This window comes from Streptomyces sp. NPDC000983 (assembly GCF_040299205.1).
Taxonomy (GTDB): Bacteria; Actinomycetota; Actinomycetes; order Streptomycetales; family Streptomycetaceae; genus Streptomyces.
In genome coordinates, this window is record NZ_JBEPBM010000034.1 from 62,771 (window position 1) to 81,280 (window position 18,510).

Annotated in this window: 15 protein-coding genes, 1 tRNA gene and 1 pseudogene; 9 read left to right on the forward strand and 8 right to left on the reverse strand. The window is 72.6% G+C overall.

Translation table 11 applies throughout. The features are described from left to right. Window positions 1–4: 4 nt before the first annotated feature. Both ABT296_RS30015 and ABT296_RS30020 read right to left on the reverse strand, forming a co-directional pair. Window positions 5–1,798 (reverse strand): AAA family ATPase, encoded by a 1,794-nt coding sequence (locus ABT296_RS30015; protein ID WP_351931810.1) that lies wholly within the window; start codon window positions 1,796–1,798, stop codon window positions 5–7. Further along, window positions 1,799–3,208: a vWA domain-containing protein gene (locus ABT296_RS30020; protein ID WP_351931811.1), complete on the reverse strand. Its 1,410-nt coding sequence runs from the start codon at window positions 3,206–3,208 to the stop codon at window positions 1,799–1,801. It lies immediately after the preceding gene. Between the two features lie 88 nt (window positions 3,209–3,296). On the opposite strand from ABT296_RS30020, the gene ABT296_RS30025 reads away from it, so the two are divergent. Continuing rightward, window positions 3,297–3,370: transfer RNA gene (locus ABT296_RS30025), tRNA-Trp, on the forward strand. 20 nt (window positions 3,371–3,390) lie between these two features. Here ABT296_RS30025 and ABT296_RS30030 read toward each other — a convergent pair. From ABT296_RS30030 to ssgD, 5 genes are all read right to left on the reverse strand, one after another. Then, entirely contained in the window at window positions 3,391–4,230 is an 840-nt protein-coding gene (locus ABT296_RS30030; protein ID WP_351931812.1) for a hypothetical protein, read from the reverse strand. Between the two features lie 58 nt (window positions 4,231–4,288). Beyond that, the gene (locus ABT296_RS30035; RefSeq protein ID WP_351931813.1) at window positions 4,289–5,266 is read right to left on the reverse strand and encodes an acyl-ACP desaturase; all 978 of its coding nucleotides are present in this window, start codon (window positions 5,264–5,266) and stop codon (window positions 4,289–4,291) included. A gap of 217 nt (window positions 5,267–5,483) precedes the next feature. After that, window positions 5,484–6,260 (reverse strand): dimethylargininase, encoded by a 777-nt coding sequence (ddaH, locus tag ABT296_RS30040; protein ID WP_351931814.1) that lies wholly within the window; start codon window positions 6,258–6,260, stop codon window positions 5,484–5,486. Window positions 6,261–6,728: 468 nt separating this feature from the next. Beyond that, window positions 6,729–8,351 carry an ABC-F family ATP-binding cassette domain-containing protein gene (locus tag ABT296_RS30045; protein WP_351931815.1) on the reverse strand — a complete coding sequence of 541 codons (1,623 nt, stop codon included), beginning with the start codon at window positions 8,349–8,351 and terminating at the stop codon, window positions 6,729–6,731. A 282-nt stretch (window positions 8,352–8,633) separates the two neighbouring features. Further along, entirely contained in the window at window positions 8,634–9,050 is a 417-nt protein-coding gene (gene ssgD, locus ABT296_RS30050) for a spore wall synthesis regulator SsgD (RefSeq protein ID WP_351931816.1), read from the reverse strand. Window positions 9,051–9,275: 225 nt separating this feature from the next. On the opposite strand from ssgD, the gene ABT296_RS30055 reads away from it, so the two are divergent. From ABT296_RS30055 to mmpA, 3 genes and pseudogenes are all read left to right on the forward strand, one after another. Then, on the forward strand, window positions 9,276–10,403 hold the full coding sequence (locus ABT296_RS30055) for a WD40/YVTN/BNR-like repeat-containing protein (protein WP_502977356.1): 1,128 nt from the start codon (window positions 9,276–9,278) through the stop codon (window positions 10,401–10,403). 53 nt (window positions 10,404–10,456) lie between these two features. After that, window positions 10,457–11,140, forward strand: a pseudogene (locus ABT296_RS30060) (endonuclease V); the annotation flags it as partial. 813 nt (window positions 11,141–11,953) lie between these two features. Further along, window positions 11,954–12,100, forward strand: coding sequence for a morphogenic membrane protein MmpA (gene mmpA / locus ABT296_RS30065; RefSeq protein WP_351931818.1), 147 nt, complete (start codon window positions 11,954–11,956; stop codon window positions 12,098–12,100). A 104-nt stretch (window positions 12,101–12,204) separates the two neighbouring features. Here mmpA and ABT296_RS30070 read toward each other — a convergent pair whose 3' ends face one another. Then, window positions 12,205–13,383, reverse strand: a complete 1,179-nt coding sequence (locus ABT296_RS30070; protein WP_351931819.1) for a saccharopine dehydrogenase family protein — start codon at window positions 13,381–13,383, stop codon at window positions 12,205–12,207. A gap of 152 nt (window positions 13,384–13,535) precedes the next feature. Here ABT296_RS30070 and ABT296_RS30075 point away from each other — a divergent pair, with 152 nt between their 5' ends. From ABT296_RS30075 to ABT296_RS30095, 5 genes are all read left to right on the forward strand, one after another. Beyond that, on the forward strand, window positions 13,536–13,859 hold the full coding sequence (locus ABT296_RS30075) for an MmcQ/YjbR family DNA-binding protein (RefSeq protein ID WP_351931828.1): 324 nt from the start codon (window positions 13,536–13,538) through the stop codon (window positions 13,857–13,859). 146 nt (window positions 13,860–14,005) lie between these two features. Then, complete coding sequence (locus tag ABT296_RS30080) at window positions 14,006–15,136, forward strand: CaiB/BaiF CoA transferase family protein (RefSeq protein WP_351931820.1); 1,131 nt, start codon at window positions 14,006–14,008, stop codon at window positions 15,134–15,136. After that, window positions 15,133–16,275 carry an acyl-CoA dehydrogenase family protein gene (locus tag ABT296_RS30085; RefSeq protein WP_351931821.1) on the forward strand — a complete coding sequence of 381 codons (1,143 nt, stop codon included), beginning with the start codon at window positions 15,133–15,135 and terminating at the stop codon, window positions 16,273–16,275. Before ABT296_RS30080 ends, ABT296_RS30085 begins: the two co-directional genes overlap by 4 nt. Window positions 16,276–16,296: 21 nt before the next feature. Beyond that, window positions 16,297–17,511 carry an acetyl-CoA C-acetyltransferase gene (locus ABT296_RS30090; protein WP_351931822.1) on the forward strand — a complete coding sequence of 405 codons (1,215 nt, stop codon included), beginning with the start codon at window positions 16,297–16,299 and terminating at the stop codon, window positions 17,509–17,511. Window positions 17,512–17,550: 39 nt separating this feature from the next. Next, window positions 17,551–18,510 (forward strand): enoyl-CoA hydratase-related protein (locus tag ABT296_RS30095; protein WP_351931823.1); only part of this gene is annotated, 960 nt, incomplete at its 3' end.

An 18,510-nucleotide genomic window follows, 5' to 3' on the forward strand; every position in this document is an offset into this window, starting at 1 on the left:
CGCGCTACCTCCGTATCCCCATGAACACCTCTGTCCAGAAACGCTGTTGCTGGCGGGAGGCCCCCACCAGGTAGGTCGCCCGCAGCTTCGGCGGGAGCAGCGGCACCAGGCGGACCACCGCCGCGCGGTGCCTCTTCAACTGGGACAACTCCGCGTTGGCGAGGATCTGATGGACCACGTCGCTGTCGTCGGCGCCCTCGTCGCCTGCCTCGGCCGCACGGCGCAGCCGGGCCTCCCAGGCGTGCACGTCCCGGGCCAGCTCGCGCAGACCCGTCACCGGACGGCCCCGGAACCGGTCGATCAGCGCGGTGAGCGGCACCGGCGCGTACTCGCCGTCACCGAGGTAGACCGTCGCCATCTCCAGCGGCAGCCCCCGCCGGTGCAGCTTGATCAGCCGCTCCAGGGTGCGCTTGGTGATCCAGGCCCGGCCCTCGTCGTCGATGTCGTGCTTCCACCACTCCAGCACCGTCTCGGCGTCCGCGCCGTAGTGCGCGAGCAGCCACTCGTTGGCCGGGATGTCCTCCGGCTCCACCTGGAGCGAGGCGGTGAACCGGGTCGCCTGGGCGATGTTGTTGCGTGCCACGAGAAGCTTGCGGCCCAGGTGGTAGGGCGGGTTCTGGACGGCTATCTGCGCGCGCAGGTTCTCGATCGGGCGTCCGGCCAGCGACCACTCCTGGGTGACCTCCATCAGCTTGGCGAACGCGGCCTTGTCCTTGGGCCGGTTGTACTCGTCCCACACGATCGCCTTGGGCTCGGGCCCGGTGAACGGGACGGCGAGCAGGTTGTCCAGGGTGCCGTCGGCCGACGGGATCGGCGCGCACAGGTCCTCGACGTTGGTCACCGGCAGCGAGAAGTACAGCGGCTCACGGCCGAGCCCCTCGCGCAGCGTCTGGCGCACCAGCTCCGTCTTCCCGCACCCCGGAGGGCCCTGGAGCAGCACCTGCCAGCGGTTGCGCAGCGCCGCCCGCACCACCTGGCGCACCGGGTCGGGGACCGTCGAGGGATTGGGCACGCCCAGCGCCCTGGCGATGCCGTCCAGGATCTCGGCGGTGCGGTTCTGTCCCGGCCTGCCGTCGGGTGCCGGCTCCGCCAGGCGCAGCCGCTCGCCGTCGACCAGGGGCAGTCCCCAGCGCAGCGGGAAGCCCTCGCGCGCGTTGGCCAGGACATGGTCCAGGGTGCGCGGGGACAGCAGTTCGCGCAGCGCGGACGGCAGGGACGCCCACAGGGCGAACACCGGACGCAGGTCCCACGGGCGGTACTTGCCCGCCAGATGCCGGCGCCAGGACGTGTCGTTGGCGCCGATCCGCATCGTCACCATGCGGTCCAGCAGCGCCAGGTCGCTGCGCCGGGCCGAGGTCTCGGCGAGCGACTCGTTGTCGGTGAGGAAGACGCCCACGCAGCCGAGCGCGCGCAGGTCGTGCTCGCCCAGCGTCCAGTCGCAGGCCACCTGCATCAGCTGCGACTGGATCGTGTCGCCCGCCTGGAGCGAGTCGTCGATCAGCAGCACGAACGGCCGGCCCGGCTTCAGCTGGCTCATCACCAGCTGGCGCAGCACCAGTTCACCGGTGCGCGGATCGCGCACCGGCGCGTTGACGAGCAGGTCGTCCGGCGTCAGGTTCGCCGCCGGGACGTACACCAGCGCGGTGTCCGGGTGGGCCCGGGCGAGGTGCGCGAAGAACGTCGCCGTCTTGCCGATGCCGTGCTCGCCGAAGATCTGCCCGGTCTGCCGCAGGTCGATCATCGCGTCGATGAAGGACTCCAGGCGGGAGAGGGGCGGCTCGGTCGTCTTCTCGTTCATCTACCGCGATCCCGTGGTGACGCGATGGCAGTCCATCGCGGGTGTGTGTCGCTCGGGCCACTCGTCGCCGCCCTCGGTGATCAGCCAGATCCAGTTCTCCGGCTCGGCGGGCGTGATCGGCGGCGCGTACCCGTCGGTGAGCATCACGACGGCGTCCGGGGTCTCCTCGAAGCGCGCGCCGTTCACCTCCGTACGGCCCTCCACGTAGTCCGCGACCACCTGGAAGCTGGTGCCGCCACCGCCGTAGACCCGTTCGCCCGGGACGAAGGGCATCACCACCGCGTCGAAGGACAGCCAGTGCGCCCGCACGCCGTCGATCCGGCCGACGAGTCCGGTGAGCCAGGTGATCACATGCTGGGGCATCGAGCCGGAGGTGTCGTAGGCGATGACCAGAACCTTGTCGCGGACCGGGCCGCGGCGCGAGAGCATCGGGTCCTGGCCGAGGGCGGCCAGGAGCGCCCCGCGCTTCTTCGGGTAGACCAGCCGCTCGCCCTCGCGCAGCCGGGAGGCCAGTACGTCGACCAGCCAGCGCTGCCACCACTCGACGGTGCGGGTGCGCGAGGTCTCGCCGCGCAGCAGGCCCGCGCCCAGGTTGCCCCAGATACGGGAGGCGCGGGCGTTGCCGTCCTCGGTGCGGCCCATCAGGTCCAGCAGTTCCGCCTCCGCGCCCGCGTGTCCGCGCCGCGCCGCCAGCAGGGAGTTGAGCAGCGCGGAGGAGGCGATCAGGTCCACGGTCTCCTGGTCGGCGGGGACCCCGTCCGCGAGGTGCACGCAGAGCTGCCGCTCGGGCACCGGCGGGCGGTGCATCCGCTTCAGCTCGCCGTGGATCCGCATGTCCGTCCGCACGAACTCCTCGTACGGCAGCGGCTCCAGACCGTGCGCCGTGAGGTCGGCGCGGTAGCGCTCGTACACCTCGCGCGGGTCGACGCCCGTGGGCCGGCCGTCCAGCAGGGGCAGCTCCCGGCGGTCCAGCCGGACCAGCGCCACATGGTTGACGGACACCTCGGTGGCCAGCTCGAAGACCGGGTCCGCGCGCAGTTCGGGGTCCGCGAACAGATGCCGGTGCACCAGGTGCCGGGCCTCGTGGAAGAGCACGAACTTCACGCCGTCCAGGCCCAGTCCGACGAAGAAACCGGGGTTGTACAGCAGCAGGCACGAGCCGTCCCCGGAGGCGACCACGGCCGCCGTGTCCACCGCCGTCGTCGGGATCTGGTGCCGGCACTTGGCGTACAGCCAGGACGCCACGGACGACTCGGTGAGTCCGAAGTCCAGCAGCGCGGCCTCCTTCAGCCGCCGCGCCTCCTCCACCACCCCGGGATCGGCCGGGCGGTACCGCTCCAGCGCCCGCCGGTCCGCGAGTTCGACCACGGGGACGCGCCGCCCCCGCTCCCCGTCGTCCCCGTAAGCCATGTGTCGCCCCCCGTGCCGTTCTCCCCGTGGATCATTGGTACCAGGACCCACTGACAACGGGCCAAGGCATTACGATCCGGTCCAAGGACGGGGCCGTAGCGCAGAGGCAGGCGCACCGGTCTCCAAAACCAGAACACGCCGGTTCGAATCCGGCCGCCCCGTCCCCCTCGCCACCCCTCGCGTCAGGCGATCGCGCCCGCGGTCATCACCAGTTCCGGCGCCGTCCCGTGGAACGTGGCCATCAGCTGCGCCAGCACCGCCCACGCCTCCTCGCGCCCGCCCAGATGCTCCTGGACCAGCGGCCGCAGCGCGTCCTCGGCCTCGCGGACCCGGCGGGGGAACAGCACGGGCCCCATCGCCAGCGTCTCCAGCACGTTCACGGCCGGGTCGTACGACAGCGCGTACGCGGCCGGTCCCTCCAGCACGCCCGCCTTGCGCAGCCGGTGGGTGAACTTGGCGTGCGAGCCGAAGCCGGCGCGCACCGCGGGCGGGCAGTCCGGGCGCACCGACAACGCCCAGCGCGCGTACCCCGGCAGCGGCTGTTCGGCGTCCGCCTCGCCGACCGTCCGCCAGTCCTCGGCGGTGAGGACCATCGAGGCGGCGGTGCGGCCCGCGCCCATCGAGGTGACCGCGCGCAGGCAGCCGACGAGCCCGAGGCGCGCGTAGCTCTCGGGTATCTCCGGCTCCTCACCGGACAGCGGGGGGTCCACCGGGACGCGTTCGGTACGGCCGGGGCCGAACGGGACACCGCGCAACACGGCCCGGTACAGACCGGGTTCCGTGGTCAGATGGCGGCAGACCGCCGTGTTGAGCGCCGGGTCGTCGTTCTCCAGGATCCACAGCGCCACCGATACCGGCAGCGGGCGGCCCCAGGTCCAGGGGCGCTGGAGCCGCCGCAGATGTGCCTCGGCACCGTCGGGCGCGGGCAGCCCGGTACGGGACCTCACCCGCTCGGCGGTCCGCTCGTCGACCAGGCTGAGCAGGAATCCGACCGCCTGTTCCGAACTGCTGTTCTCGCGCATGGCCTGCATGATGCCGCAGGCCCGCGTCTTCGCCCAACGGGAAATGGAGCGGCGGGCGTCAGCCCGCGGCGCGCGCCGCCATCCGCGCCTTGCGCGCCGCCAGCTTCTCGTCGAACTTGCTCGCCTCGGCGTCCAGGCCGCCCATGAACAGGCCGAGTTCGTCCTGCGCCTGCTGCCCCTCGGGGCCGAGGCCGTCGATCTCCATGATCTTCAGGAAGCGGAGTACGGGCTGGAGCACGTCGTCGTGGTGGATGCGCATGTTGTAGACCTCGCCGATCGCCATCTGCGCGGCGAACCGCTCGAAGCCGGGCATGCCGTGACCGGGCATCCGGAAGTTGACGACCACGTCCCGCACCGCCTGCATGGTCAGGTCGGGGGCGATCTCGAACGCGGACTTCAGCAGGTTCCGGTAGAAGATCATGTGCAGGTTCTCGTCGGCCGCGATACGGGCCAGCATGCGGTCGCAGACCGGGTCCCCGGACTGGTGGCCGGTGTTGCGGTGCGAGATGCGGGTGGCGAGCTCCTGGAAGGCCACGTAGGCCACCGAGTGGAGCATCGAGTGCCGGTTGTCCGACTCGAAGCCCTCGCTCATGTGGGCCATGCGGAACTGCTCCAGCTTGTCCGGGTCCACCGCGCGCGAGGTCAGCAGGTAGTCGCGCATCACGATGCCGTGCCGGCCCTCTTCCGCGGTCCAGCGGTGCACCCAGGTGCCCCAGGCGCCGTCCCGGCCGAACAGGCTGGCGATCTCGTGGTGGTAGCTGGGGAGGTTGTCCTCGGTGAGCAGGTTCACCACCAGCGCGATCCGGCCGATCTCGGTGACCTTGGACTGCTCCTTGTCCCAGGCCTCGCCGTCCTCGAAGAAGCCGGGGAAGTTGCGGCCGTCGGCCCACGGCACGTACTCGTGCGGCATCCAGTCCTTGGCGACCTTCAGGTGCCGGTTGAGTTCGGTCTCGACCACTTCCTCCAGCGCGTAGAGCAGCTTGGCGTCGGTCCAGGCCGCGGACGGGCTGCCGAGGTGCGGGGAAGTGATCGTCACGGGGACTCCAGGGGACGTAACACGAGCGGAGGCGGACCGGCGAGCGGTCGGGGGAACCTACGGGATCGTAGGCTACGAATCCGTAGGTTACGAAGCCGTAGGTTAAGAACGCCGTAAAGATTGCTGATCAGCCGTGTTTCCCAGGGCCTTCCCGAGCCTGCGCGACAGCCCCGGGACATGCCGGTCCCGGGGCTGTTGGAGTGAATGGATCACCCGTTCAGGCGTACAGATCGCGCATCCGCACCGAGAGGCATGTCACACATCCCTCCAGCTTCTCGAACTCGCCGATCTCGACGACGACCGGCTCGTGGCCGAGGTCGGCGAGCAGCTCCGCCGTCTTCGGTGCGCTCGCCGAGATCATCAGCTTGTGGCCGCCGAGCAGGACGACATGGCCGCCCGCCTCCTCGGGCACCGACAGGAAGCGCGGGAACAGGGCGGGCCGGTCGACCTTCGGGATGTGGCCGATCACCGTGCCGTCGGGCAGCGCCGTCACCGCGGACTTCAGGTGCAGCACCTTGCTGACCGGTACGGCCACCACTCGGGCGCCGAGCGGTTCGAAGGCGGCCCGCACCTGCTGCACCCCGGCCGCGTTGGTGCGCCCGCCGCGGCCGACGTAGATCGTGTCGCCGACCTTCAGCACGTCGCCGCCGTCCAGGGTGCCCGGCTCCCAGATCCAGTTCACCGAGCAGCCGAGCGCCGCGACGGCCTCCTCGACGCCCGCGGTCTCGGGGCGGCGGGCCTCGGCGCCGGGGCGGGTGATCAGCGCGACGTTCTTGTACATGACGACCGTGTCCTCGACGAACACGGAGTCCGGGCAGTCGTCGGCCGGGTCCACCTCGACGGTCTCCCAGCCGTGGGCGCGCAGCACCTCGGTGTACGCCTCCCACTGCTCCGTCGCGAGGTCGACGTCGACCTTCTCCCGCTCGATGTGCGTCACCAGCCCCTCTGCGAGGAGCGGGCCGGGGCGGCGGACGAGGGCCTTCTTGCTGGGCACGGGAATCTCCGAATCGGCGACAGGTTCCGGCGCCCGTGATGCGACGCCGGTCCGTCATCATGCAGTCCGGGCCCGCCCCGGCAAAACCCCCGTAACCGGGCTGTGCCCCACCTGAGACGCGCCCTGTGAAGGACCCCGGCGTACTGCGGGGCCGCCGGGTGGGTCCGGTGAAGATCCGCAGGTCGGGCGGGGGAGCGGGCGCCGGGGCCGACGGCCGGACCGGCGCTCGGGCGCTTCGGCGCCTCGGCGTTTCGGCAACCTAGGACCGCGCCCGCGCCCGGCGCTCCGGCAGCCGGTGCCTGCGTACGGGCGCCGGCCCCGGGGCTCCGCCCGGCACCGCCCCCGCCGCCCCTTCCCGTCCCGACCCCGGGGGCGGTGCCCCCGGCCCCCCCTTCGGCCCCGAAGGGGCCTCGTCCTCAAACGCCGGACGGGCTGTCTGGGCGCTCCTGGCACCGGCGTCCCCGGCGACTACGCCGGACCGGCGACCTCCTCCGCCGTCGTCTCCCGGAGTTCTCCGTCCAGGAGCAGCCAGCGGGTGATGCCGAGCGACTGGAGGAACGGCAGGTCGTGGCTGGCCACCACCAGCGCGCCCTCGTACGACTCCAGCGCCGTGGTGAGCTGCCGGACGCTCGCCATGTCGAGGTTGTTCGTCGGCTCGTCCAGCATCAGCAGCTGCGGTGCCGGCTCGGCCAGCATCAGCGCCGCCAGCGCCGCCCGGAAGCGTTCGCCGCCGGAGAGCGTCGCCGCCTTCTGGTCGGCCCGGGCGCCCCGGAACAGGAAGCGGGCCAGCCGCGCCCGGATCCGGTTGTTGGTGGCGCCCGGCGCGAACCGGGCCACGTTCTCGGCGACGGTCCGCTCACCGTCCAGCACATCGAGCCGCTGCGGCAGGAACCGCATCGGCACGTGCGCCGTCGCCTCGCCCGACACCGGAGTCAGCTCCCCGGCGATCGTGCGCAGCAGCGTGGTCTTGCCCGCGCCGTTGCGCCCGACCAGCGCGATCCGCTCCGGCCCGCGCAGGTCGAGCCCGCCGGCCACCTTCGCGCCGTACGCCAGTTCCAGGTCCTGGAGGGTGAGGACCTGCCGGCCCGGGGGTACGGCCGTGAAGGGCAGGTCGACGCGGATCTCGTCGTCGTCCCGTACGGCCTCCACCGCCTCGTCGAGCCGTTCCCTGGCCTCGGCGAGCCGTTCCTCGTGCATGATCCGGTGCTTGCCCGCGGACTCCTGCGCCGCCCGCTTGCGCGCCCCCATGATGATCTTCGGCTCGCGCTTCTGCTCGTACATCTTCTGCCCGTACCGCTTGCGGCGGGCCAACTTGACCTGGGCGTCGGTCAGTTCGCGCTTCTGCTTCTTCAGGTCGGCCTCGGCGACCCGCACCATCCGTTCGGCCGCTTCCTGCTCGGTCTCCAGCACCTCCTCGTAGGCCGAGAAGTTGCCGCCGTACCAGGTGATCTCCCCGGACCGCAGATCCGCGATCTGGTCGACCAGGTCGAGGAGTTCACGGTCGTGGCTGACCACGACCAGGACCCCGGTCCAGGAGGAGACCGCCGCGTACAGCCGGCGGCGCGCGTACAGGTCGAGGTTGTTGGTCGGTTCGTCCAGCAGCAGGACGTCCGGCCGGCGCAGCAGCAGCGCGGCGAGCCGCAGCAGCACCGACTCCCCGCCCGAGACCTCCCCGACGGTGCGGTCCAACTGGATGTGGCCGAGGCCGAGTTCGCCGAGGGTGGCGAGGGCCCGTTCCTCCACGTCCCAGTCGTCGCCGACGGTCTCGAAGTGCTCCTCCGCCACGTCGCCGGACTCGATGGCGTGCAGGGCGGCCCGCCGGGCGGCGATCCCGAGCGCCTCGTCGACGCGGAGCGCGGTGTCGAGCGTGACGTTCTGTGGGAGGTAACCCACCTCGCCGGCCACGCGCACGGTGCCGTCGGCGGGGGCGAGTTCACCGGCGACGATCTTCAACAGGGTCGACTTTCCCGACCCGTTCACTCCGACGAGCCCGGTGCGGCCGGGGCCGAAGGCGGTGTCGAGCCCCTCGAAGACGGGCGTGCCGTCGGGCCAGGCGAAGGCGAGGGAAGTACAGGTGATGGAACTTGACATGCGGGTCTCCGCGGCTGCTCGAAGTGATCAAGGGCAAGCGCGTATCGAGACACTCGCGACCACGTCGGGGCTCGGCGGGCATGAGAAAAGGCCCTGCGCCGAAAGGACGGCTCGAACGCCGAGGTCGCACGCTGCGCACACACCTCACAGGGTGTGACGCGGTGTCTCAGGACCTCAGACGAGCAACGTCCTTCTCCGATCGACGGCAACAGAACCGCTGTACACGTTAGGAAGGGGCCGGGAGGGCTGTCAACGGAATAAAGGGCGGGCGGCGCCCGGGCTTCAGCAGGCGTCCCGCATCAGTACCGCCAGATCGTGGTCCAGGTCGAGCTGGAGGTGCTCCATACCGACCGGCACCAGGTCTGCCGTGGCCGCCAGGAACCGGCGCACCTCACCGGTGCGGACATGGACGACGGCCGTGCCCTCGGGTGCGTGGAACTCCAGCACGGTGCGGTCGAAGCCGTAGGGCCGCACCCGCACGTCGCCGTGGCCGACCTGCTCGTCGAGGCCGGCGGTGAGGAGTTCGCGGCTGAAGGTCCAGCAGACGTCCACGCCCTCCAGCGTGGCCGGCGCCGGGAAGGTCATGCGCACGGCGAACGGGTCGTGGCGTTCGTAGTGCAGGGTGGCCGGAATGGTCGCCATCCGCGGCGCGGCGGCGACGAGACGGGCCTCTACGGGCTGCTCGATGACGTGGGACAACGTCTTGCTCCTCTGCGACGACTGGACGGACGGACCCGCGCGGACGCGGACGGCACTTCGGAAGACGCCGGAACTGACCGTTCCGTGCATTCCGGAGGCGAGTGACCTCGGTCACCGCATTTCATGCACCCGAGGGGCGAGCATCACCCACTGTTTCCTCAGCGGCGGCCGGGGCCGGTGAGGCGGTCTGGACGGCGTCCGGGACGTGGACTAGCTTCGCCCGCCATGAGGGCCTTGGGGAACACGCGACGCAGGGGACGCAGGTTTCGCACGACGGCCGCGGGGGTGGTCTGCGCGGCGGCGCTGGCCGCGCTGACGGCCGCCCCGGCGCGGGCGCACGAGCCCGCGCCGACCGCCGCTCCCACGCCGGCGCACAAGCCCGCGCACTGGGAGCCGAAGGACACCGCGAGCCCCACGGTGCGGTTCCGCGGACTGGCCGCCGTCGACCGGGACACCGCGTGGGTGGCCGGGACCGCCGGCACGGTCCTGCGCACCACGGACGGCGGCGCGAGCTGGCGGAACGTCTCCCCGCCGGGCGCGGGCGAGCTGCAGTTCCGGGACGTGGAGGCGTTCGACGCGCGCCGGGCCGTGGTGCTCGCCATCGGCGAGGGCGAGGCGTCCCGGATCTACCGCACCGAGGACGGCGGAGCGACCTGGACGGAGAGCTTCCGCAACACCGACGCGCGCGCCTTCTACGACTGCGTGGCCTTCTTCGACCACCGGAACGGGCTCGCCATGAGCGACCCGGTGGACGGCAGGTTCCGCATCCTGTCGACCGCCGACGGCGGCCGCTCCTGGACGGTCCTGCCCGACGCCGGGATGCCCGCCGCGCTGGACGGCGAGGCCGGGTTCGCGGCCAGTGGCCAGTGCCTGGTGACCGCCGGGTCCCGGGACGTCTGGCTGGCCACCGGCGGGGCCGCACGCGCGCGGGTCCTGCACTCCGCGGACCGCGGCCGCACCTGGACCGCCGCCGACAGCACGATCCCGGCCGCGGACCCGGCCCGCGGAGTCTTCGCGCTCGCCTTCCGCGACCGCGCGCACGGCCTCGCCGTCGGCGGCGACTACCGCCCCGACCAGAGCTCCCCGAGCGCGGCGGCCCGCACCGGCGACGTCGGCGCCACCTGGCGTCAGGCCACGACCCCGGTCGCCGCCTACCGCTCCGGCGTCGCCTGGCTCCCGCACAGCCGCACCGCCGCCCTGGCCGTCGGCCCCACCGGCACCGACCTCACCACCGACGGCGGCCGCACCTGGCGGACCGTGGACACCGGCTCGTACGACACCGTGGACTGCACCCCCGACCGCGGCTGCTGGGCGGCGGGGGAGAAGGGGCGGGTGGCCCGCCTGGAGCGGTGACACGGGAGCGGCCGGGCCGTCGTGGCGGCCCGGCCCGTACGCTCGTGCGCATCATGACGACCGTACGCATCCCCGCGGGCTGGCCCGCGACCGAGGAAGAGGCCCGCGCCGTCCAGGACGGACTGCGCGGCCGGGTGGTACTGGACGAGCCGGGACCGCCGCCCGGCACCGGACATGTGACCGGGGTCGACGTGGCCTACGACGACGAACTGGACGTCGTGGCCGCCGCGGCGGTCGTCCTGGACGCGGCCACCCTGGACGTCGTCGCGGAGGCGACCGCCGTCGGCCGGATCTCCTTCCCCTACGTGCCGGGGCTGCTCGCCTTCCGCGAGATCCCCACCGTGCTCGCCGCCCTCGAATCCCTCCCCTGCGACCCCGGCACGGTGGTCTGCGACGGCTACGGACTCGCCCACCCCCGCCGCTTCGGCCTCGCCAGCCACTTGGGCGTCCTCACCGGGCTGCCCACGATCGGCGTGGCCAAGAACCCGTTCACCTTCTCCCACGACGCGCCGGGTGCGGCGCGCGGATCCTGGTCGCCGCTGCTCGCCGGCACCGAGGAGGTCGGCCGCGCCCTGCGCACCCGCGCGGACGTCAGGCCGGTCTTCGTCTCCGTCGGCCACCGCGTCACGCTCGACAACGCCTGCGCCCACACCCTCGCCCTGACCCCGGCCTACCGCCTGCCGCAGACCACCCGCACCGCGGACAACCTGTGCCGCCGAGCCCTCCGCGAGGCCGCCGCCCCGCCCGAGGAACTCGCCGCGCTCGCGCGCAACAACCCGCACCGGTCGTGGGGCCGCACCCTCTTCGAGGCCCGGCGCGCACAGGTGGCCTGGGCCGGGCAGGTGCTCGCGGCGGCCGTCGAGGACCGGCCCCGGATACCGGAGATCGACGAAGCGCTCGCCCTGGCGGCCGACCGCGACCGCTGGAGCCAGGGTCACGAGGTCTTCGGGCGGGTTCGGGGGGCCCGATACGACGCCGGGGATTACGCGGTGTTCCGGCTCGCTGAGTTGGTGGCGAAGCTCGCCCACAACGCGGCGGGCACACCGCCCTTCTTCGACTACCACGCGGGCTGGGACATCGGGCCGCTCGCGGTCCGCATCGCGACGGAGTCGGGCGACCCGGCCCTGCGCCAACGCCTGCGAGCCGCACTGGGCGACTGGCCGGAGCACACCGACTGAGCACGCCGGCCGGGCACACCGACTGAGCACGCCGGCCGAGCACGCCGGCCGAGCACGCCGGCCGAGCACGCCGGCCGAGCACGCCGGCCGGGCGCGCCGGCCGGGCGCGCCGAACGAGTGCGGCGAACGAGTGCGGCGAACGAGTGCGGCGAACGAGTGCGGCGTCTGAGCCGACCGGCCGAGCACGCCGACTGAGCACGCTGGCCGAGCGCGCCGAACGAGTGCGGCGTCTGAGCCGGCCGGCCGAGCACGGCGGCCGAGCACGGCGGCCAAGCACGGCGGCCAAGCACGGCGGCCGAGCACGCCGTCTGAGTACGCCGTCTGAGTACCCGTACGGATGTGCCCGTCCCGTCCGGACGGGAGGCTCGGGGCATGACCTCGCATCGAGCCCCGAAGCCCCTCGCCGACCCCGACCGCCCCGTCGAGCGGGCCGTGACCGTCGCGCTGATCCTCGGCGTGCTCGCCGGGCTCGGCTGGATCTGCGGGATGGTGTGGACCGTCGCCCAGTGGCCCCTGTAGGGCCTGTCGTCACCCTCCCGCCCGCGGCCCCAGGGCTACGGCTCCGCGGTTCCGGGGCCTACCGTTCCCCGGCTTTGGGGGCCTACCGTTCCCCGGCCCTGGGCCTACCGCTCCGCCGCCACCCGGAACACGATGCCCGCGCGGCGCAGTCGGGTGATCAGCGCGTCGCCCATGGCCGCCGCCGTGGTGACCTGCCCGGCGGTCGGCGGGAGTTCGTCGAAGGCCAGGCTCAGCGCGGCCTCGGCGAGCATCTTCGCCGTCTCGTCGTAGCCCGGGTCGCCGCCCGAGACCTCGGTGTAGACCCGCCGGCCGCCGCCCTGTCCGACGAACCGCACCGAGAACCAGCTCTTCGCGCGCTTCTCGGCGCTCGGCCCGTCCCCGGGCCTGAGCCGGTCCGACAGCCAGCGGCGGGCGGGCGGCAGTTGGGCGGCGGTGAAGAGCGCGCCCGTGCCGAGGACACCGGCCACCGCGACGGGCAGGTGCCGTACGGCCGCGTAGTGCCGGTAGCGGAAGTCGGGACCGTAGCGGTCCAGTGCCTTGGCGGACCGGCGCACGATCTGCGGGTCGATCGTCGGCAGCGGCAGCGCCCACGCGCCGACCTCCCCGGCGAACCGGGGTGCTCCCGTCGGCGCCAGCGCCCGGCGGCCCACCAGCCGGGGCTCGTGCCGGGCCCGGTCCCGGGCGGCGGCGATCATCCGCGGTCCGCGAGCGAACTGGCCGAGCGCGGAGGCGAAGGTGCCGCCGGAGAACATGGCGTCCGCGGTGACGAACCCGTCCACGGTGAGCGGCACGCCCTCGGGCAGGTGCTGGACGGTGAAGTAGGCGCCCAGGTCGTGCGGCACGGAGTCGAAGCCCGCCGCGTGCACCAGCCGGGCGCCGGTCTCCCGCGCGCGGGCGTCGTGCCGGACGTACATCAGGTCCACGAACTCCGGCTCACCGCTGATGTCGAGATAGTCGGTGCCGTTGTCCGCGCACGCGGCCACGAGTTCCTCGCCGTGCAGCACGTAGGGGCCCACCGTGGTGGCGACCACCCGTGCCCGCCGGGCGAGTTCGCGCAGCGAGCCGGGATCGGCGACGTCGGCGCGCAGCACGCCGACGCCCTCGCCGTCGGGCAGTCTCTCGCGCAGCCGCTCCAGTTTGGCCCCGTCGCGGCCGGCGACGGCCCAGCGCAGCCCGTCGGGCGCGTGCGCCGCGAGGTACTCCGCGGTGAGCGCGCCGGCGAAGCCGGTGGCCCCGAAGAGCACGATGTCGTAGGGACGGTCCGTCTTGCTCATCCTGCTCATGACACCTCTCGGTCCCGCACCACGCGCCGTTGTCGGTGGCCGAGGCTAGCGTGAGCCGTGCGGAGCCCCGCCACCAGCCTGGGAGGCGGCGGACGGCCGTGGACCGCAAGGCCCTGAAGAAGTGGGAGAAAGTACGCCGGTTCGCCCTGGGCATGCCCGGCGCGGCCGAGGAGTTCCCGTGGGGGAGAGAGACCGTCGCGACGGTCGACAAGAAGGTGTTCCTGTTCCTCGGCGTCGACGACGGCAGCCATCCGCTCGGCGTCACCGTCAAGCTCAGGGACGAGGCCGCCCACGCCCACGCGCTGACCTGCCCCGGCGCCGAACCCGCCGGCTACGGGCGGGGCGGGTCCGGCTGGGTCGGCGTGCCGCCGGAGCCGAAGGGCGCCCCGGTCGCCGAGCTGCTGTGCGACTGGGTGGAGGAGAGCTACCGCACGATCGCGCCGAAGCGGCTGCCGGCCGCACTCGACGGGGAGTGACGGCCCGTGCCGCGCCCCGGGACGCGGCGGCACGCCTCCGGTAAGGTCGACTAAGCGCTTGCTCGCCGAGGTCTTGTGCTCGGTCGGACAACTTCCTAACATCCCTGGTGTTACATCGGTAGTGTCACACCTACTCTGGGGACCGGATGGCAAAGACGCCAGCACAGGGCCCGCTCACCGGCGTACGCGTCGTGGAGCTGGCCGGCATCGGGCCCGGCCCGTTCGCCGCGATGCTCCTCGCCGACCTCGGTGCCGACGTCGTCCGCGTGGACCGCCCCGGCGGCCCCGGACTCGCGATCGACCCCGCGTTCGACGTCACCAACCGCAACAAGCGCTCGGTGATCATCGACCTGAAGGCGGCCGACGGCCCCGCCCGGGTCCTCGACCTCGCCGCCCGCGCCGACGTCCTCATCGAGGGCTACCGCCCCGGCGTCGCCGAACGCCTTGGCGTGGGTCCCGAGGACTGCCGGGCCCGCAACCCGCGCCTGGTTTACGGCCGGATGACCGGCTGGGGCCAGGACGGCCCGCTCGCCCCGCGCGCCGGCCACGACATCGGCTACATCGCCGTCACCGGCGCCCTCGGCATGATCGGCGCCCCCGACCGGCCCCCGCCCGCCCCCGCCAACCTCCTCGGCGACTACGCGGGCGGCTCCCTCTACCTCGTCGTCGGCGTCCTCGCCGCCCTGCACCACGCCCGCGCGACCGGCATCGGCCAGACCGTCGACGCGGCCATCGTCGACGGCACCGCCCACCTCTCCGCGATGATCCACGGCATGCTCGCCGCCGGCGGCTGGCAGGACCACCGCGGCGCCAACCTCCTCGACGGAGGCTGCCCCTACTACGGCACCTACGAGACCGCCGACGGCGGGTACATGGCCGTCGGCGCCCTGGAGCCGCAGTTCTACGAGGAGTTCCTGACCCTGCTCGGCATCGAGGGTCACACCGGCACCCGCCGGGACTTCGCCCGCTGGGGCGAGCTGCGCGAGGCGGTCACCGCCCGGTTCAGGTCCCGTACGCGGGAGGAGTGGACGGCCGTCTTCGAGGGCTCCGACGCCTGTGTGGCCCCCGTCCTCACCCTCCGCGAGGCGCCCGGACACCCGCATCTGGCCGCCCGGGGCACCTTCACCGACCACGACGGCATCACCCAGCCCGCCCCCGCGCCCCGCTTCTCCGCCACGCCCACCGCCGTCCGCACCGGCCCCGCGCGGCCGGGCGCCGACACCGCGGACGTGGCGCGCGACTGGGACGTACCCGACCTGACGAAGGGCCTCGAATGAAGCGCCGGATCTACTCCGACGAGCACGACGCCTTCCGCGAGACCGTGCGCGACTTCCTCGCCAAGGAGGTGCTGCCCCACTACGGGCAGTGGGAGAAGGACGGCATCGTCTCCCGGGACGTGTGGCTCGCCGCGGGCCGGCAGGGCCTGCTCGGCCTGGCCGTCGACGAGGAGTACGGGGGCGGCGGAAACCGCGACTTCCGCCACAGCGCCGTCATGGCCGAGGAGTTCACCCGCGCGGGCACCCCCGGGCTCGCCCTCGGGCTGCACAACGACATCATCGGCCCGTATCTGACCTCGCTCGCCACCGAGGAGCAGAAGCGCCGCTGGCTGCCCGGTTTCTGCGACGGTTCGCTGATCACCGCCATCGCCATGACCGAACCCGGCGCGGGCAGCGACCTCCAGGGCATCAGGACCCGGGCCGAGGACCGCGGCGACCACTGGCTGCTCAACGGCGCCAAGACCTTCATCTCCAACGGCATCCTCGCCGACCTGGTGATCGTGGTGGCCAGGACCACCCCGGAGGGCGGCGCGCACGGACTGTCCCTGCTGGTCGTGGAGCGCGGTGCGGAGGGCTTCGAGCGCGGCCGCAACCTCGACAAGATCGGCCAGAAGGCGCAGGACACGGCCGAGTTGTTCTTCAACGACGTGCGCGTGCCCAAGGAGAACCTCCTGGGCGAGCCGAACGGCGCGTTCGTCCACCTGATGACGAACCTCGCCCAGGAGCGGCTGAGCATCGCGGTCGCCGCCATCGCGGGCGCCGAGCACCTGCTGGAGATCACCAGCGGGTACGTCAAGGAACGCGAGGCGTTCGGGCGGCCGTTGGCCACCAAGCAGCACATCCGGTTCGAGATCGCGGAGATGGCCACCGAGTGCGCGGTCACCCGCGCCTTCCTCGACCGCTGCATCGAGGAGCACGCGGACGGCGGACTCGACGCCGTCGACGCCTCCATGGCCAAGTGGTGGGCGACCGAACTGCAAAAGCGCGTCGCCGACCGCTGTCTCCAACTGCACGGCGGCTACGGCTACATGACCGAGTACCCGATCGCCAAGGCCTTCACCGACGGCCGCATCCAGACCATCTACGGCGGGACGACCGAGATCATGAAGGAGATCATCGGCCGTTCCCTGCTGGGCTGACCCTCACCGAAAGGCTTCCCTGTGAGCACCGAAGCGTACGTGTACGACGCGATCCGCACCCCGCGCGGCCGCGGCAAGGCGAACGGCGCCCTGCACGGCACCAAGCCCATCGACCTGGTCGTCGGACTCATCCACGAACTCCGCGACCGCTTCCCCGGACTGGATCCCGCCGAGATCGACGACATCGTGCTCGGTGTCGTCGGTCCGGTCGGCGACCAGGGCTCCGACATCGCCCGGATCGCCGCCATCGCCGCTGGACTTCCCGACACCGTCGCCGGCGTGCAGGAGAACCGCTTCTGTGCCTCCGGCCTGGAGGCGGTCAACATGGCCGCGATGAAGGTCCGTTCGGGCTGGGAGGACCTCGTCCTCGCCGGCGGCGTGGAGTCCATGTCCCGGGTGCCGATGGCCTCCGACGGCGGCGCCTGGTTCAACGACCCGATGACCAACCTCTCGGTCAACTTCGTGCCGCAGGGCATCGGCGCCGACCTGATCGCCACGATCGGGGGATTCTCCCGGCGCGACGTCGACGAGTACGCGGAACTCTCCCAGGAGCGCGCGGCCGAGGCGTGGAAGGGCGGCCGGTTCGAGAGGTCGGTGGTCCCGGTCCGCGACCGCAGTGGTCTGGTGGTCCTCGACCACGACGAGTACATGCGTCCGGGGACGACCGCGGACTCGCTGGCGAAGCTGAAGCCGTCCTTCGCGGACATCGGTGAGCTGGGCGGGTTCGACGCGGTGGCGCTGCAGAAGTACCACTGGGTCGAGAGGATCGACCACGTCCACCACGCGGGCAACTCCTCCGGCATCGTCGACGGCGCCGCGCTGGTCGCGATCGGCTCGAAGGAGGCCGGGGAGCGCAACGGGCTCACCCCCCGCGCGCGGATCGTCTCCGCGGCCGTCTCCGGTTCCGAGCCGACGATCATGCTCACCGGGCCCGCGCCCGCCGCCCGCAAGGCGCTCGCCAAGGCCGGGCTGACCATCGACGACATCGACCTGGTCGAGATCAACGAGGCGTTCGCGGCGGTCGTCCTGCGTTTCGTCGCGGACATGGGCCTGTCGCTGGACAAGGTCAACGTCAACGGCGGCGCCATCGCGCTGGGCCACCCCCTCGGCGCGACCGGCGCGATGATCCTGGGCACCCTCGTCGACGAACTGGAGCGCCAGGACAAGCGCTACGGCCTCGCCACCCTCTGCGTCGGCGGCGGCATGGGCATCGCCACCATCGTCGAACGCATCTGACCGACCCGGCGGACACACCGACTTCTACGGAGATCCCTCATGACCACGACCATCCGCTGGGAACAGGACCGCACCGGCGTCGTCACCCTCGTCCTCGACGACCCCGGCCAGTCGGCCAACACGATGAACCAGGCGTTCCGCGACTCCCTCGCGGCCGTCACCGACCGGCTGGAGGCCGAGAAGGACACCGTCCGCGGTGTCATCATCACCTCCGCCAAGAAGACCTTCTTCGCCGGCGGCGACCTGCGCGACCTCATCCGGGTCACCCCCGACACCGCCCAGCAGCTCTTCGACGGCGGCCTGGCGATCAAGCGGAACCTGCGCCGGATCGAGACCCTCGGCAAGCCCGTCGTCGCCGCCCTGAACGGCGCCGCGCTCGGCGGCGGCTACGAGATCGCCCTCGCCTGCCATCACCGCGTCGCCCTCGACGCGCCCGGCTCCAAGATCGGCTGCCCCGAGGTCACCCTCGGACTCCTCCCCGGCGGAGGCGGCGTCGTCCGCACCGTCCGCATGCTCGGCATCACCGACGCCCTGCTCAAGGTCCTCCTCCAGGGCACCCAGTACAGCCCGCGGCGCGCCCTGGACAACGGCCTCGTCGACGACGTGGCCACCACCCACGAGGAGATGCTCGCCAAGGCGCGGGCCTTCATCGAGGCCAACCCCGAGTCCCAGCAGCCCTGGGACCGGCCCGGCTACCGCATCCCCGGCGGCACCCCCGCCAACCCCCGGTTCGCCGCCAACCTCCCCGCCTTCCCCGCCAACCTGCGCAAGCAGACCGGCGGCGCCCCCTACCCGGCGCCGCGCAACATCCTCGCGGCGGCGGTCGAGGGCTCCCAGGTCGACTTCGAGACCGCGCAGGTCATCGAGGCGCGCTACTTCGTCGAACTGGCCGCGGGACAGACCTCGAAGAACATGATCCAGGCGTTCTTCTTCGACCTCCAGGCCGTGAACTCCGGCGCCAACCGGCCCAAGGGGATCGAGCCGCGTCCGGTCCGCAAG

Excerpts from the sequence above, each read along its gene's own strand:
- ABT296_RS30015 (WP_351931810.1), bottom strand. The coding sequence starts at position 1,798 with ATGAACGAGAAGACGACCGAGCCGCCCCTCTCCCGCCTGGAGTCCTTC.
- ABT296_RS30020 (WP_351931811.1), bottom strand. The coding sequence starts at position 3,208 with ATGGCTTACGGGGACGACGGGGAGCGGGGGCGGCGCGTCCCCGTGGTC.
- ABT296_RS30030 (WP_351931812.1), bottom strand. The coding sequence starts at position 4,230 with ATGCGCGAGAACAGCAGTTCGGAACAGGCGGTCGGATTCCTGCTCAGC.
- ABT296_RS30045 (WP_351931815.1), bottom strand. The coding sequence starts at position 8,351 with ATGTCAAGTTCCATCACCTGTACTTCCCTCGCCTTCGCCTGGCCCGAC.
- ABT296_RS30055 (WP_502977356.1), top strand. The coding sequence starts at position 9,276 with ATGAGGGCCTTGGGGAACACGCGACGCAGGGGACGCAGGTTTCGCACG.
- mmpA (WP_351931818.1), top strand. The coding sequence starts at position 11,954 with ATGACCTCGCATCGAGCCCCGAAGCCCCTCGCCGACCCCGACCGCCCC.
- ABT296_RS30070 (WP_351931819.1), bottom strand. The coding sequence starts at position 13,383 with ATGAGCAGGATGAGCAAGACGGACCGTCCCTACGACATCGTGCTCTTC.
- ABT296_RS30075 (WP_351931828.1), top strand. The coding sequence starts at position 13,536 with ATGCCCGGCGCGGCCGAGGAGTTCCCGTGGGGGAGAGAGACCGTCGCG.
- ABT296_RS30080 (WP_351931820.1), top strand. The coding sequence starts at position 14,006 with ATGGCAAAGACGCCAGCACAGGGCCCGCTCACCGGCGTACGCGTCGTG.
- ABT296_RS30085 (WP_351931821.1), top strand. The coding sequence starts at position 15,133 with ATGAAGCGCCGGATCTACTCCGACGAGCACGACGCCTTCCGCGAGACC.